Raw genomic sequence first — 13,333 nt, 5'->3', positions numbered from 1 at the left:
TCTACACGATTACTTGAAACTCTTCTCTTTTGTCTTAGAGTTCGGCTGGGATTTTTCAAATTTCTTGTGAACGAACCAACCGAGTCCTAACAATCCAAATGCGGCGGACGAAACCGGTTCAGGAACCGACTGGGGTTCTGAATCTAGGGCTTCTAGAGCATCGTCAGCGAGTTGTGCATGGGCAACTGTGGTTGGGTGAATACCATCCCAGAACAAATACTCATCTGGGTTATCACAGACTTCAAACTCTTGTGTTCCATCTAATTTACCGTCATCCTTGAGGGGATGAATGCAAGAGTCGGTAACATTGGTGAAACCCTTGACTTCGGGATTGGCGATGGTTTTATTCAGGAGCGAAAAAGCATCAAGCTGTGCAATATTGATGTTATTCAATTGGCTCAAATTATCAAGACTTGCGTCTAATAGAGTGTTATGGGTTTGAGATAATAAGCTAAGATTCATGGATATCTCATCACCCATGCTCAGTGCCCGAGGAGTTTTACCCAAATCTGGCAAGTTAGGGACAAGGAAATTACGCCCTCCTAAATCATAGAGTGTTTGTACCGCTTCAGCTAAATTCCCTACTGTTTCCATCGGGTCAGGGTCGGGTACAAGCTGGTAATCGTTAGGACCTCCCCAAATCACGTAAAGTGCATCCTCATCGGCTTGTTGACCTGCTGCGGCTAGATCATCTTCAAACCAATCAACCTGAGTTAACATTCCCGGTATCAGTCCACCCAACTCACCAACCCCTTCGGTACCCGTTTGAGCCCCACCGAAGGCGAAGTTCACGCTGTTGGTCGCCGTCGCACCATTAAAATATGGGCTAACTTGAGGTTGACCGTCATCAGTAAATGCGATCGGGGAAGGTATATTAGAACCGGGAAACAGCACGGATAATTCCGTAGAGGGGATCAGGTTTATTCCCAAATCCTCTGCCAAATAATCGCTCCAGACTAGACCATTAGAAAAACGTCCGTCCTCATCGTAGGGGGGAACAGGAGGTTCAATCGGTATTTCATTTTGTTCAGGTAGTAGGATATTGGCAGCGGTTGTGGCATTGAAAATGTTACCCGGATCAGAGAGACTATCACCAAAGACGTACATTTTGCTAAATGTAGCCGCTAAAGCCTCTGTGGGCAACATGAACGAAAATACAGTAAATCCGAGGGCGATAATTGGTTTTTTCATGAGAGGTCTTTACAGTTGTTGCTAATTTGGACAATGAGGGTGTGGCATAGACTCCCTGGAAAACCGAGGGATATTCTGTGCCTCAATGGGTTTGTATGCAGACGATTTTGATAAATCTTGATGCGGTTATAACCTACCCAGCCTACCCACCATGAGGTCTGGGATTGTTATAGTAGAGAGTGATATCAATAAAAGGTAAAGGGTGATGATCAAGAAGTTTTACTGAGTCTTACCCAATATCCTATATCCGTACTCTGTACAAATTACCGAATATGAGCAAAGTTCTCAAGTCAGTTTTCAATTTTACTCCTTAAAAAGATACGAGGTGGCGATTGTTTAAATAAATGCATAATTCTTTACCAATAAACACCCTGCTTAAACAAACTATATATTAGATTATCTTAATAAAGCTGTAAGCGCAACACAAATCTTAAAAATTCTCTCAAGATAAACGTAAAGCGATGAATTATAATAACAAGTTTAATTTCCGTCAACCCCCGATATGATGACTTTTAAATATCCGGACATAGCCACTCAAGCAATCTCCAGAATTTTATCGGAAAAGCGTTCCGCCTATAATCGAAATGCGGCGCTGTTTGACGTACAAGAACCCATTACCAGTGCGTCGCCAGAGGTACGTCAGATTATAGAGAGAGTGTTGCAAGCCGAAAAAGATAAACTTTATATGAAGACCCCCCGCCATATCAATGATGACATCTTGAGAATTGTCAAGGAAGAAGTGCAGTCAACAACCCACCACTGACCCTAGGGGTACAGTGGGGGCTTGAAAGAAAGCCCTAGTTGACCAGTCTAAGTACTTTTGTACTCCGTTTTTTGAGTCAAGACACCTACAAATACGACGCCAGTTTGTTGCTCTGTCATCTAATGTTAAACAACCATTTGGGAGGTACTGCGTTAGGTCTAACAAGTTCAAAAGCAATCAGAAAAAGGGCAATCAGGACATTAAGGATGGGTATTCATACGCAAATTAAGTTGGATATTTTCGGGGTATTGAACCCCAGAAAATATCCCCCGTTTCCTCCCGCCACTGACCCTGACCTAGATACAGGTTCAGTGGGGGTCTCCACGGGGGAAGACAGATGAAGCTGAGGTCAATCCGGCTGTGCAATTTTCGCCAGTTTTACGGGAAGACACCCGAAATAACTCTGGCAACTGGCGATCGCAATACGACGGTGATTCATGGTAACAATGGTGCTGGAAAGACGACCCTATTAAATGGCTTCACCTGGGTTCTGTACGAGAAATTCACGGCGGCGTTTGCGTCTCAAGAACAACTGGTCAACAAACGGGCAATTAGTGAAGCCGCCCTAAAGGAATCGGTAGAATGTTGGGTGGAAATTGGGTTTGAGCATCAGAATAAGCGTTATCAGGCAAAGCGACTCTGCCGCGCTTACAAGACAGAAGCGGGCGTGGAACAGGGTAAAAGCGAATTATACCTGCAAATTGCCGATGATGATGGTCGCTGGCTGCTACCGCAACAACTGCCAGAAGATATCATTGGGCGTATCTTACCAGCAAGCCTACATCAATACTTCTTCTTTGATGGAGAACGCATCGAGCAAATTGCCCGATCTGATAAAAAAGCCGACATTGCGGAAGCGACGAAGACATTGCTTGGCGTTGAGGTGTTAAATCGATCAATTAAGCATCTCAAGGAAGCCAGAAAAACCTTGGAAGCCGAGTTGTCCTTGATTGGCGATTCACAAACCAAAAAACTACTCAAAGAACAAAAGCAACTGGAGCAAAAAAGTCACAATCTAGTAAATCGTCAAGTCGAAATCGAGCAGGAATTAGCCCACCACGATGAATTAAAGCAAACCTTGAGTAGTCGCTTATTAGAACTCGGTGGCGCTCAAGAGTTGCAACAGCTACGGGATGAACTAGAAGCACAACAAACATTACATCGAGACCAGCTTAAACAGGCAAAAGATAACCTTAAACGCGCCCTATCTACACGCAGCTATACTGTATTATTATCCCCCGTGATCGCAGCGTTTCAGTCCATTGTCGAAGACTTGCGATCGCGCGGCGAACTTCCGGTTGGCATTAAACAGCAATTTGTCCAAGATTTACTGCACAGTCAGCATTGTATTTGTGGTACTCAACTACAGGAAGGAACCCCAGCCTATCAACAGGTTGCGGCTTGGATGGATAAAGCGGGATTAGCCGATGTGGAAGAAACCGCGATTCGCTTAGGGGTACAGGTTGGTGAAATTGAACGGCAAATTCCCGATTTTTGGGCAGAAGTAGATCAGCAACAGATGATCCTCTCTCAAGAACGATCCGAACTCTCGCGCATTGAAACCCAACTGGATGATATTAGAAAAAAGCTGATCACGTTTCCAGATGAAGATATTAGCAAACTGCAAAAGCGCTTAGATGAAATTGAGGTGACGCTTCGGGATTTAACCTTAGAAAAGGGAGCAAATCAGCAGCAAATTGAACAGTTAGCCACTGACATTCAAGCCATCGTCAAGCAAATTTCCAAACATCAAATGAATCAGGCAAAGCAAGCATTGGCGCAACGGCGGATTGTGGCAACTCAGGACGCGATTGAACGATTAATTGAAGTTAGAACCCGACTAGATAATCAGTTTCGCACGTCTTTAGAAAAGCGAGTTCAGGAGATTTTTACCGGGATTTCGTTTACCCCTTATCTGCCTAAACTGAATCAGAACTATGAATTAACCTTAGTGGAAAAAACCTCTGGAAACGAAGAACTCGTGGCGGCGTCTACGGGAGAAAACCAAATTCTCAGCCTGTCATTTATTGGCGGAATTATTGATCGGGTGCGGGATTGGATTCAAGAACAGGCACTGATGGGACCTGATAGTAGTACCTTTCCTATTGTCATGGATTCACCTTTTGGCAGTTTGGATGAAATTTACCGCCGCCAAATTGCCCAAACCCTGCCCACTTTAGCCAATCAGTTAGTCGTGTTAGTCACTAAGACTCAATGGCGAGGAGAGGTGGCGCAAGAGATGGAACCCTATATTGGTCGAGAATACGTTCTGGTTTACAATTCACCGAAACCCGAGTGCGATCGCGATCGCATGGAACTTGGAGGCGTTGGCTATGATTTAGTCAAACCGAGTCCGAATGAGTTTGAATATACAGAAATTGTTGAAGTGGAGTATGTTTTTTAGCTAACCCGGCGATTCATCCCACGCTCAATCAAAGATTAGAGCGTGGGATGAATCGCCAGTATTAAAAGTTAATTTGTACCTGATTACTGGAGAGCCACCGTAGTAAGTAATTCCAGCTTTAACCGCCTTGACATAATCGCCCTTCCTAAACCCGTGGCGGGTAACTGTGCCGCCGTAGTCTCGCCGTTCCCCCCCCTTGCTGAGCACACGTTAGTAGCGTGGGGTTGTTGAACAATCGCCCCCACACCATCAGCGATTAGTAATCGAAATCGCCCATACCAGCGCCAGCACCAGCACCTTCCTTGGGTTCAGGCTTGTCAACTACGATACATTCAGTAGTCAATACCATACCCGCGATTGAGGCGGCATTTTGCAGGGCGGAACGAGTCACCTTAGCGGGGTCAACGATACCAGCTTCAAACATATCAACGAACTCATTCGTCGCTGCGTTGTAGCCAACATTGAAGTCTTTCTCTTTCACCCGCTCAGCGATAACCGCACCATTTTGACCCGCATTCTCAGCAATCCGCTTCAGGGGTGCTGGGAGCGCACGGGACACAATAATCGCCCCAATCAAACCTTCACCGCTCAGGTTTTCATTTGCCCACGATTCCAGGGTTGGGGTCAGGTGAGCCAGAGTTGTACCACCACCGGGAACAATCCCTTCTTCTACCGCCGCTTTTGTCGCGTTAATCGCGTCTTCTAAGCGCAGCTTGCGGTCTTTCATTTCGGTTTCGGTAGCCGCCCCGACTTTGACCACAGCAACGCCACCGGACAACTTCGCCAAACGTTCTTGTAGTTTCTCCTGGTCGTAGGAGGAATCGGATTCTTCAATCTGACGACGGATTTGTTCACAACGAGCTTTAACACCCGCTTCGTTGCCTTCCGCCACAATCGTGGTGTTGTCTTTGGTGATGGTAATGCGACGTGCCTTACCCAGCATCTCTAGCTTGGTGTTTTCCAGCTTCAGACCCGCGTCTTCGGTGATGAGTTGACCACCGGTCAATACGGCGATATCTTCCAGCATGGCTTTACGGCGATCGCCAAAACCAGGAGCTTTAACCGCCGCGACATTCAGCACACCGCGCAGGCGGTTGACCACCAGAGTCGCTAGGGCTTCTTTTTCAATGTCTTCAGCCAGAATCAGCAGAGGGCGACTGGAACGGGCAACTTGCTCGAGTACAGGTACTATGTCCTGAACCAGGGTGATTTTCTTGTCGGTGATCAGGATGAAGGGTTCTTCCAGAATCGCTTCCATCCGCTCCATGTCGGTAGCGAAGTAGGGCGAAATATAGCCCTTGTCAAAGCGCATCCCTTCGGTGATTTCTAATTCGGTGGTCATGGATTTCCCTTCTTCCAAGGAAATCACACCTTCTTTGCCCACCTTATCCATCGCTTGGGCAATCATCTGACCGACTTCTTCGTCATTACCGGCAGAGATGGAACCAACTTGAGCAATGGCTTTAGAATCTTCAACAGGACGGGCATTTTCGGCAATCTTGTCCACCAAGAAAGCAATGGCTTTGTCAATCCCCCGCTTCAGGGCGATCGCATTCGCACCAGCCGCCACGTTCCGCAAGCCTTCTTTAACCATGGCATGAGCCAGCACGGTAGCGGTTGTAGTACCGTCACCCGCTGCATCATTAGTCTTAGACGCAGCTTGACGAATCAGGGCGACACCCGTGTTTTCAACGTGGTCTTCTAATTCGATTTCTTTAGCAATGGTCACCCCGTCATTGACAATTTGAGGAGCGCCAAACTTTTTCTCCAGAACCACGTTGCGACCTTTTGGACCGAGGGTAACGGCAACGGATTCTGCCAGAATGTCCATACCCTTTTCCAGGGCGCGACGAGCATTTTCGTTGTAAATGATGCGCTTAGCCATAGATTTCAGTGATGTTGAGTCTTAGAGTTGAATTGTGGATTGTTACTAGTTGTTATGAGTTCATCATTCAGGAGAGTTGCCAGAGAACTGGCTTGTATACTCCTGAACGTTTAGCGATCACGACTAGGAAACGACAGCGAGGATGTCTTTTTCTGAAAGTAGAACATACTCTTCGTTGCCTAGCTTGATATCAGTACCGGCATACTTGGAGTAGAGAACCTTGTCACCAATTTTGACTTCCAGTTCCGAGCGAGAGCCATCATCGTTGCGCTTGCCCGGACCGGTGGCGACAATTTCCCCAATTTGAGGCTTCTCTTTGGCGTTGTCAGGTAACAAAATGCCACCTGCCGTTTTTTCTTCAGCGGCACTGACCTTGACAAAAACGCGATCGCCTAATGGCTTGACTGTAGAAACACTCAGAGATACGGCTGCCATTGAATTCCCTCCTAATTAGCGTAGTTTAGTCTCACTTTGCACTTTCTGCTGTCGAGTGATTAGCACTCTCTGCTTCTGAGTGCTAATTTACTCAACTTAGGTATGAAACTGCAATCAATTTCCGGGTACGGGTTCCCGAACTAAAGTATGGGGGTTTGGGGTGTGGGGTGTCGGGGTGTGGGGTGTCGGGGTGTGGGGTGTCGGGGAAGCAGGGGAAGCAGGGGAAGCAGGGGAAGCAGGGGAAGCAGGGGAAGCGGGGGAAGCGGGGGAAGCAGGGGAAGCAGGGGAAGCGGGGGAAGCGGGGGAAGCAGGGGAAGCGGGGGGAGCAGGGGGAGCAGGGGGAGCAGGGGGAGCAGGGGAAGCGGGGGGAGCAGGGGGAGCAGGGGGAGCAGGGGGAGCAGGGGAAGCGGGGGAAGCAGGGGAAGCGGGGGAAGCAGGGGAAGAGAAAATTATCTGTTTGAATGCAACCCCGTATAAGTACCTAGACATAAATTCTGTCTGCTGTACTCACAAATGTTAACAAGCGGCAAATCCTTACTGTTCCCCGTTCCCTGTTCCCTAGACGTGTAGTGAAGCGCTACCCTACAGGATAGTGGGAATGTTTAGGGGTCAGACAGATGAATAAAGCCTCAGACCAAACGCCGTTGGCAAAAAATGTAAATAGCCTCGGACTGAATCAAATTCAACGCCATGTTTTGCTATGCGCTGACCAGACTAAACCGAAGTGCTGCTCTAAACAAGCGGGTCTTGATTCCTGGGACTACTTAAAAACTCGTTTGAAACAGCTTAAGCTGGATCAACCCACTCAGGAGCGACCAAGCTGCATCTTCCGTACCAAAGCTAACTGTCTGCGCGTCTGTGCCAGTGGTCCAATTCTGGTGGTTTACCCGGATGGTGTTTGGTATCGTAACGCGACACCAGAGGTGATCGAACGCATTATTCAAGAGCATCTCATTGGCAACAAGATTGTCGAAGACTATGCCTTTTTGGTTCATCCTCTCCCAGAAAGCGCTCCATCTCCTATCTCCGACGCAGCAGGAGCTAAAAGAGCGAACCGTCAATCCCAACCGCAGATAACTTCCCAAAAAGTTGCCAGTGTAGATCAACCGAAAAGCCTTTGGAGAAAGATTTTCCAGCGATTCTGGAAAGACTAGTGCAGCATGGCGCAAATACGTGAGTAGCTCGTTCTCAGGCGGGGATCAAGAGAGCTGGGGAGATGTTAGCAGATTCGTTATTTCTGCCTTCTTGCACTAGAACATCAGTCCAGTAATCGAAACAGTGTATGAGTTCTTGCCTATTTAGGTTTCAGGTTAGATAGACTAACATAGGACGTGATAAATCTATAATCCTTGACGGACACAGCGCGATCGCTCGCGTCAGCCAATATAGGCTATAACATTGACAGCTAATCCTTGGACTCAGCAAGTACCCTTACACCCGATCAAGTTGGAGCCGCTCAATAACGTCCGGTTAGCAGGCGTGGAACCAGAACAACGAAATTTTTAACTATCCACCTAAACTTCCGAATGACCAGTATCAACGTATGAAAGACAACGGTGTCAGAACTAACAAGCGACTGCTGCTGATTGACGATGACCCTAATCTGATTTTGCTCGTTAAGGACTACCTAGAGTTTCGCGGGTATGATGTGATCACAGCGGAAAATGGTCGAGAGGCGTTGGACGTTCTCGCTCAAGACATTCCGGACATGATCATTTGTGATGTAATGATGCCAGAGATGGATGGCTATGCTCTAGTTGAGTATGTTCGGCAAGATCCACGCATGAACTGGATTCCTGTCCTATTTCTCTCTGCCAAAGGACAAAGCAATGATCGGGTTAAGGGACTCAACACCGGTGCTGATGTTTACATGGTCAAACCCTTTGAGCCAGAAGAATTAGTCGCTCAAGTTGAATCATCCCTGAGACAGGCTAGCCGCTTAACAACTCGCCCTCAAACACCTGGAGGAGAGCCGCCATCTAACATTCAGGTTCCCGCCAATGTGGAATTGACACCAACGGAACTGAAGGTGGTACAGTTTGTCGCACGCGGGTTGGCAAATCGGGAAATTGCCCAGGAACTTAATGTGAGCCAGCGCACAATTGAAAGCCATGTGTCTAATATGCTGGGCAAAACCGGATTGCATAACCGTACCGAATTAGCGCGTTGGGCGATTGAAAGTAGTCAGGCTTAGTTGTCATGGATCATTGGTCTTATGCCAAAAACTTCTATCCCTCAGTAAGGGATCTCGCGAGTTAAGTTCGGGGTTTTCTCCTGAACGTTATTGGTGATTAACCCACTAATTGCAACCCAGCATGTTTGACAAAGGCATACCAATCTTGATTGAAACCTTTAAATTCAACGTCCTTTAGGGTAAATTTTATGTGAGAATCTTCAATTGGCAACGAGACCATATTATAGGCATCAGGTTTATTGGTTAATAGCACCAGTTCAGTACCTGCGGGAATCGGTTGCAGAGCATTGGGACTGAGATACATCGATTGAACAGGGGCACGCTTAATGACAGTATCCACGTTAAATACAATTTTGAGTAATCCCCCTTCAGGTGGCAAACTTTGTCGGTAAACCATCATTTTGACAACATCTTTTTCTATTTGCTTCGAGAGCATCTGTGCCACCGTTTCTGTTGGTCTCAGGGGTTCTTTGGTGATTTGAACATGATCAATAAATGCATACCAATTTAAATTTCTACCCTGAAATCCAATATCCTGGAAACTGATCCGAATATGTCGGGTTAAATCTGGGGGCGTGTAGGATTGTAGAACTAATAATGTGCTAGCCGGAATCGGCTGAAGTTTATAGCTTGGCAGTAAACTGGATTGAACAGGTTCTTGTTTAAGAATTGTATCTTGGGTAGATAACATTCGGACTAAGCTAACCATAGTTTGATAGTTCCTTTAATTGTTATTTGTTATTTGTTATTTGTCATTTGTAGAATTATTCTTGCTCTTCACACTTGATCGGGGCGGGTTTAGTCGCATCTGGGTGAGACAAGAAAGTTTAATAGTGAAACCCGCCCCTACACACGCGCCAGGTTTCTTTGAGCGAAGCGAAGGGTCATGCGCCATACCCTCGAAGGTTATGAAGGGTCAAAACTATTCTCTCCCTCCCTGTTTAAGAAATACTGCCACGCTTACGGGCTTCTTTGTAGGATGTTCCCACATTTTGTAACCCAGCGCGAATCATTTGCTGTTCTAATAGGGTAAAAAAGCGGGCGCGATCGCCTCCTCGAACCACAGCCTGATTATGGGCTTCTGCTATGGCAATGGGATAGCCATAGCCTTTGTAAACTTGTGCCAGCATTAAACTGAGGGCTTGATTGAATAACATAGTATCCTGGGCTACCCATTCTGGAACTTCAACGCGGGCAATTTCTGTACCAACGTGAACATAGCAGAAGTAAATTCGGTGATGATCATAGAGATCTAAAATTCGCACCGAACTGCGAAACAAAGGACTACGTTGTCCGGGTTGCAGTAAACTCGACCAGAGCATCGTATCACGTAAGGGTTCCACAACCTGACAAGGCAATTTATCAGTAACCGAGGCGCAATGGCTGAGACAGTTGGGGGTGTCATAAGCACAGGCTTGTAAGCGGAGAAAATGCAGGGCTTCGTTGCTGCGAGATGCACTCAAATAGCCCATCAGTGGCACATTCACCGATCGCAACTGATCCCAAGCGGCGAGAATTGGGGGTAGGATGCGATCGCGGGCTTCTGTGGGTAAGGACTCCAGAAACCAGTAAATCAGTGATCCATCCACCATCGCCAGATTAGGAATATCAAAGTGAGAACCGGGCGGATTGACCCAACGACACGCCATTTCTGCCAATATCGACACCTCAGACACAGTGCGACGATACCCCATCCATTCTTCGGTACGAATCCCCCATTGGCGAGATATGTATAAATCTTCGGGTCGGTAAAAGACTTCGGGTAAGCTATCCAAGAGTGGGTGTAAACTCTGCCCATAGTGCAACATTACCCGACCGACGTTAATTAAATAACAATAGGCGATTTCGTGATGGGAGGGGGACATTTGAGACCCATCGGTGGCGAAAATCGTGTGGCTTTCGGGCGGGGAATCCAGATCAAGGCTGGTATCCAGGGATTCAACCGGAACAGCCGCCGTGAAGATTATGCGATCGCGCCATTGCTGTTGGGATTGAATTAACTCACTTTGTCGGGTATTAGCCTCCAGCATCAGCTTTTGCGCCAGTTCCCAGCGCTGGCGACTTGCCAGCGCCTCCCCTTTCAGATGCTGGCTAATTCCAGGGATTTGTTTCGCGAGTTTCGTGAGATCGAGCATTGAATTATAGTACCCGATGCCGGATATGTATATTTATGTTATCTTTATTTAACGATTTCAGTAGTAATAATTAGAACTATTGCTTAAACGAAGCAAACCTTCGACTTACTTAGGAATCATTGTAACCAATTTTACAGTTTGTGATCTTCTTCAGGCATGGATTGTAAGCTTAAATCACCAAATATTAAGTTATACAAAATAAGCTTGAATTTATCTCGGTAGCTGTCCTAAAGTAAAGTCAATCTAATTAGCTCTCATGAGAACATTGTTTAACCCCGATTGAAAAAGCTAGATAACTAGAACTTAATTTGACTCAAAGCTGTGTAAGCAATAAGCTGAAAAGCTTTTCCCCTGACTAAGGATACCAGAACAAGGAAATTGGATGCCATTGGCATAAAGTTTATAAACAAATAGTACCGACGAGGTGCATTATGGATGTTGCAACCCTTTCAAAACTCGGTGTAAAACATGCTGAAAATGCCGTAGCCGAATCCCTGCGGATTCAAACCGGATTAGATCGGACAAAGCCAGTCACGTTTTACGGGATTATCAATGAACGTTGTAATGCGAAATGTCGCCAGTGTGAGTATTGGCGACTCCCTCAAAACAAAGAGGAAATGACGATTGAGGAGTGGAAACGCACCCTCCTCAGCATAAAAGACTTTGTCGGTAAGTATTCCATCAACTTTAGTGGCGGTGAGCCTTATATTAAAAAGGGATTTATCGACATACTGGCGTTTGCCAATAGCAATGGTATTCACTGCGGTGTGACCACAAATGGTTCTTGCATGACCCAGGAAAATTCTGCCAAAACTGTAGCAGCGCGTCCCTTTAACGTAAATATGTCTGTGGATGCACCCAATGCAGAACTGCATGATTACCTGCGTGGTTATCCCGGTTTATTTGCTAAACTTTCTAACGGTATTAAGTATCTACGTCAGGAACAGGAAAAACAAGGCATAAGTTTTCCAATTATTGTCAAACCGACATTAAATCGCCTCAATTTCCGCTTAATGCCTGAACTGGTAGAATGGGCGCAACAAATTGGCGCTACTGCTGTTAATTTCCAACCCGTCAATCTCTGGACACCCGAAACCTATAATGAACTGTGGCTCAAAGCCGAAGACTATGAGGACTTTGCTCAGGTAATTGAGCGCCTGATTGAAATGAAGCAAAAGGGTGCACCCATTATGACAGGTGATGATGTTCTGCGGCTTTTCTTACCCCATTTCCGTGAAGAAAAAGCTCCCGAATCTGTTCGCCCCTGTCGAGTCGGACTTCGCAATTTCTGGATTGAAACAGATGGGAATGTGAAACTCTGTAATGATTATCCAGTGATTGGTAATGTTAAACACCAGAGTGCTAAAGAAATCTGGTATGGAGAAAAAGCCAAAGAGATTCGTCAGCAGACATTGGACTGCGGTCAACTTTGTTTAATTACCTGTGTATCGCAAAAGACGCTTAAGGATAAGGTTCTGATGGGAATGAAGCTGCTGAAGAATTGACGAAAAGTTAAGCGTATCCCTCGCCTAGAGAACAGAACAAGACTATGTTCTCAGGTCGAGGGATTTCATTTGTATTTCACATAACAGGTTCGATAGAGACGTCCTGTACTTGGGGTGATAAGAACATTTTCTTATAAATTTGCATAAAGCTTTTACGCAGGTTTCATCAAGTACGCCCGCTGCATATCCCTTGCGTTAATATAAATACTTACTTGATTAAGGTTAAATTTATTGGAAAAATCATTGAGTTTATCTTTGATTAGTTTATTTTTACTCATAACACCAAAATTATAAAAAAGCCTGTCTAGAGTTAGGGAACGACCAACATAGTCTAACTTCAGCATTGTCAAGCCAGCTTGAGTTGCCATTTTTTCTAGAGTACTGCTGGTAAAAAAGTAAATATGTCCATTGCAACTTAGGCTTCTTTCTCTTTTGCCCAACAATTTGAACACTAACGTGTCGTATCTGGGCGTTTCTACAACAAACACACCACCTGGCTTCAAGAGGCGATAAACTTCTTTAAACGTCATATACGGATCAGGTACATGCTCTATAACATGCATCATTAATACTACATCGATTGAATTATCGCTAATTTCTGCTTTTTCTAAGGTGCTAGGAATAGCTTTTATGCCAAAATGAGATTCGGCATATTTACATTGACCTAAGTTAGGTTCAACTCCCATTACCTGCCATTCATCTTTTTTAAGAAAGTTTAATAAGTAACCAAAACTACTGCCTATCTCAAGTAGTTTGCCTTTTTGGGGATAATATTCATTCAGGAATTTTTGGGTTGATTCATAATCTTTAACCTGAAGTGA

The 13,333-nt window shown here is 45.8% G+C and carries 12 protein-coding genes; 6 read left to right on the top strand and 6 right to left on the bottom strand.

Going from position 1 to position 13,333, the window contains the following annotated elements:
- Positions 1-9: 9 nt before the first annotated feature.
- The gene (locus RIB93_RS11620) at positions 10-1,191 is read right to left on the bottom strand and encodes an SGNH/GDSL hydrolase family protein (RefSeq protein WP_446372932.1); all 1,182 of its coding nucleotides are present in this window, start codon (positions 1,189-1,191) and stop codon (positions 10-12) included.
- 505 nt (positions 1,192-1,696) lie between these two features.
- On the opposite strand from RIB93_RS11620, the gene RIB93_RS11615 reads away from it, so the two are divergent.
- Both RIB93_RS11615 and RIB93_RS11610 read left to right on the top strand, forming a co-directional pair.
- Complete coding sequence (locus RIB93_RS11615; RefSeq protein WP_446372957.1) at positions 1,697-1,954, top strand: hypothetical protein; 258 nt, start codon at positions 1,697-1,699, stop codon at positions 1,952-1,954.
- 337 nt (positions 1,955-2,291) lie between these two features.
- Positions 2,292-4,358: an AAA family ATPase gene (locus tag RIB93_RS11610; RefSeq protein ID WP_446372931.1), complete on the top strand. Its 2,067-nt coding sequence runs from the start codon at positions 2,292-2,294 to the stop codon at positions 4,356-4,358.
- Positions 4,359-4,614: 256 nt separating this feature from the next.
- Here the strand turns inward: RIB93_RS11610 and groL are convergent, their stop codons facing one another.
- Positions 4,615-6,243, bottom strand: coding sequence for a chaperonin GroEL (gene groL, locus RIB93_RS11605; RefSeq protein WP_446372930.1), 1,629 nt, complete (start codon positions 6,241-6,243; stop codon positions 4,615-4,617).
- A 123-nt stretch (positions 6,244-6,366) separates the two neighbouring features.
- A complete protein-coding gene (gene groES, locus RIB93_RS11600; RefSeq protein WP_446339129.1) occupies positions 6,367-6,678 on the bottom strand; it encodes a co-chaperone GroES in 312 nt (103 codons plus the stop codon).
- 160 nt (positions 6,679-6,838) lie between these two features.
- Here groES and RIB93_RS11595 point away from each other — a divergent pair, with 160 nt between their 5' ends.
- From RIB93_RS11595 to RIB93_RS11585, 3 genes are all read left to right on the top strand, one after another.
- Complete coding sequence (locus RIB93_RS11595) at positions 6,839-7,198, top strand: hypothetical protein (RefSeq protein WP_446372929.1); 360 nt, start codon at positions 6,839-6,841, stop codon at positions 7,196-7,198.
- A 97-nt stretch (positions 7,199-7,295) separates the two neighbouring features.
- The gene (locus tag RIB93_RS11590; RefSeq protein ID WP_446372928.1) at positions 7,296-7,832 is read left to right on the top strand and encodes a (2Fe-2S) ferredoxin domain-containing protein; all 537 of its coding nucleotides are present in this window, start codon (positions 7,296-7,298) and stop codon (positions 7,830-7,832) included.
- Positions 7,833-8,221: 389 nt separating this feature from the next.
- Positions 8,222-8,872: a response regulator transcription factor gene (locus tag RIB93_RS11585; protein ID WP_446372927.1), complete on the top strand. Its 651-nt coding sequence runs from the start codon at positions 8,222-8,224 to the stop codon at positions 8,870-8,872.
- Between the two features lie 97 nt (positions 8,873-8,969).
- Here the strand turns inward: RIB93_RS11585 and RIB93_RS11580 are convergent, their stop codons facing one another.
- Both RIB93_RS11580 and RIB93_RS11575 read right to left on the bottom strand, forming a co-directional pair.
- Positions 8,970-9,563, bottom strand: coding sequence for a hypothetical protein (locus tag RIB93_RS11580; RefSeq protein WP_446372926.1), 594 nt, complete (start codon positions 9,561-9,563; stop codon positions 8,970-8,972).
- Between the two features lie 250 nt (positions 9,564-9,813).
- Positions 9,814-11,007, bottom strand: a complete 1,194-nt coding sequence (locus RIB93_RS11575) for a DNA double-strand break repair nuclease NurA (RefSeq protein ID WP_446372925.1) — start codon at positions 11,005-11,007, stop codon at positions 9,814-9,816.
- Between the two features lie 431 nt (positions 11,008-11,438).
- Between RIB93_RS11575 and RIB93_RS11570 the strand changes: the two genes are divergently transcribed.
- Positions 11,439-12,512, top strand: coding sequence for a radical SAM/SPASM domain-containing protein (locus RIB93_RS11570; protein ID WP_446372924.1), 1,074 nt, complete (start codon positions 11,439-11,441; stop codon positions 12,510-12,512).
- Positions 12,513-12,664: 152 nt separating this feature from the next.
- Here RIB93_RS11570 and RIB93_RS11565 read toward each other — a convergent pair whose 3' ends face one another.
- Positions 12,665-13,294 carry a class I SAM-dependent methyltransferase gene (locus RIB93_RS11565; RefSeq protein WP_446372956.1) on the bottom strand — a complete coding sequence of 210 codons (630 nt, stop codon included), beginning with the start codon at positions 13,292-13,294 and terminating at the stop codon, positions 12,665-12,667.
- Positions 13,295-13,333 lie beyond the last annotated feature (39 nt).

Origin of the sequence: Coleofasciculus sp. D1-CHI-01 (genome assembly GCF_040218875.1) — a bacterium.
Classification (GTDB): Bacteria; Cyanobacteriota; Cyanobacteriia; order Cyanobacteriales; family Coleofasciculaceae; genus Coleofasciculus.
Note: the sequence above shows the minus strand (reverse complement) of the source record. Positions and strands in the feature narration are given on the sequence as shown.

Bases quoted from the DNA above. Each gene is read 5' to 3' on its own strand.
- RIB93_RS11580 (WP_446372926.1), bottom strand. From the start codon at position 9,563: ATGTTATCTACCCAAGATACAATTCTTAAACAAGAACCTGTTCAATCC.
- groL (WP_446372930.1), bottom strand. From the start codon at position 6,243: ATGGCTAAGCGCATCATTTACAACGAAAATGCTCGTCGCGCCCTGGAA.
- RIB93_RS11620 (WP_446372932.1), bottom strand. From the start codon at position 1,191: ATGAAAAAACCAATTATCGCCCTCGGATTTACTGTATTTTCGTTCATG.
- RIB93_RS11575 (WP_446372925.1), bottom strand. From the start codon at position 11,007: ATGCTCGATCTCACGAAACTCGCGAAACAAATCCCTGGAATTAGCCAG.
- RIB93_RS11570 (WP_446372924.1), top strand. From the start codon at position 11,439: ATGGATGTTGCAACCCTTTCAAAACTCGGTGTAAAACATGCTGAAAAT.
- RIB93_RS11615 (WP_446372957.1), top strand. From the start codon at position 1,697: ATGACTTTTAAATATCCGGACATAGCCACTCAAGCAATCTCCAGAATT.
- groES (WP_446339129.1), bottom strand. From the start codon at position 6,678: ATGGCAGCCGTATCTCTGAGTGTTTCTACAGTCAAGCCATTAGGCGAT.
- RIB93_RS11585 (WP_446372927.1), top strand. From the start codon at position 8,222: ATGAAAGACAACGGTGTCAGAACTAACAAGCGACTGCTGCTGATTGAC.
- RIB93_RS11590 (WP_446372928.1), top strand. From the start codon at position 7,296: ATGAATAAAGCCTCAGACCAAACGCCGTTGGCAAAAAATGTAAATAGC.
- RIB93_RS11610 (WP_446372931.1), top strand. From the start codon at position 2,292: ATGAAGCTGAGGTCAATCCGGCTGTGCAATTTTCGCCAGTTTTACGGG.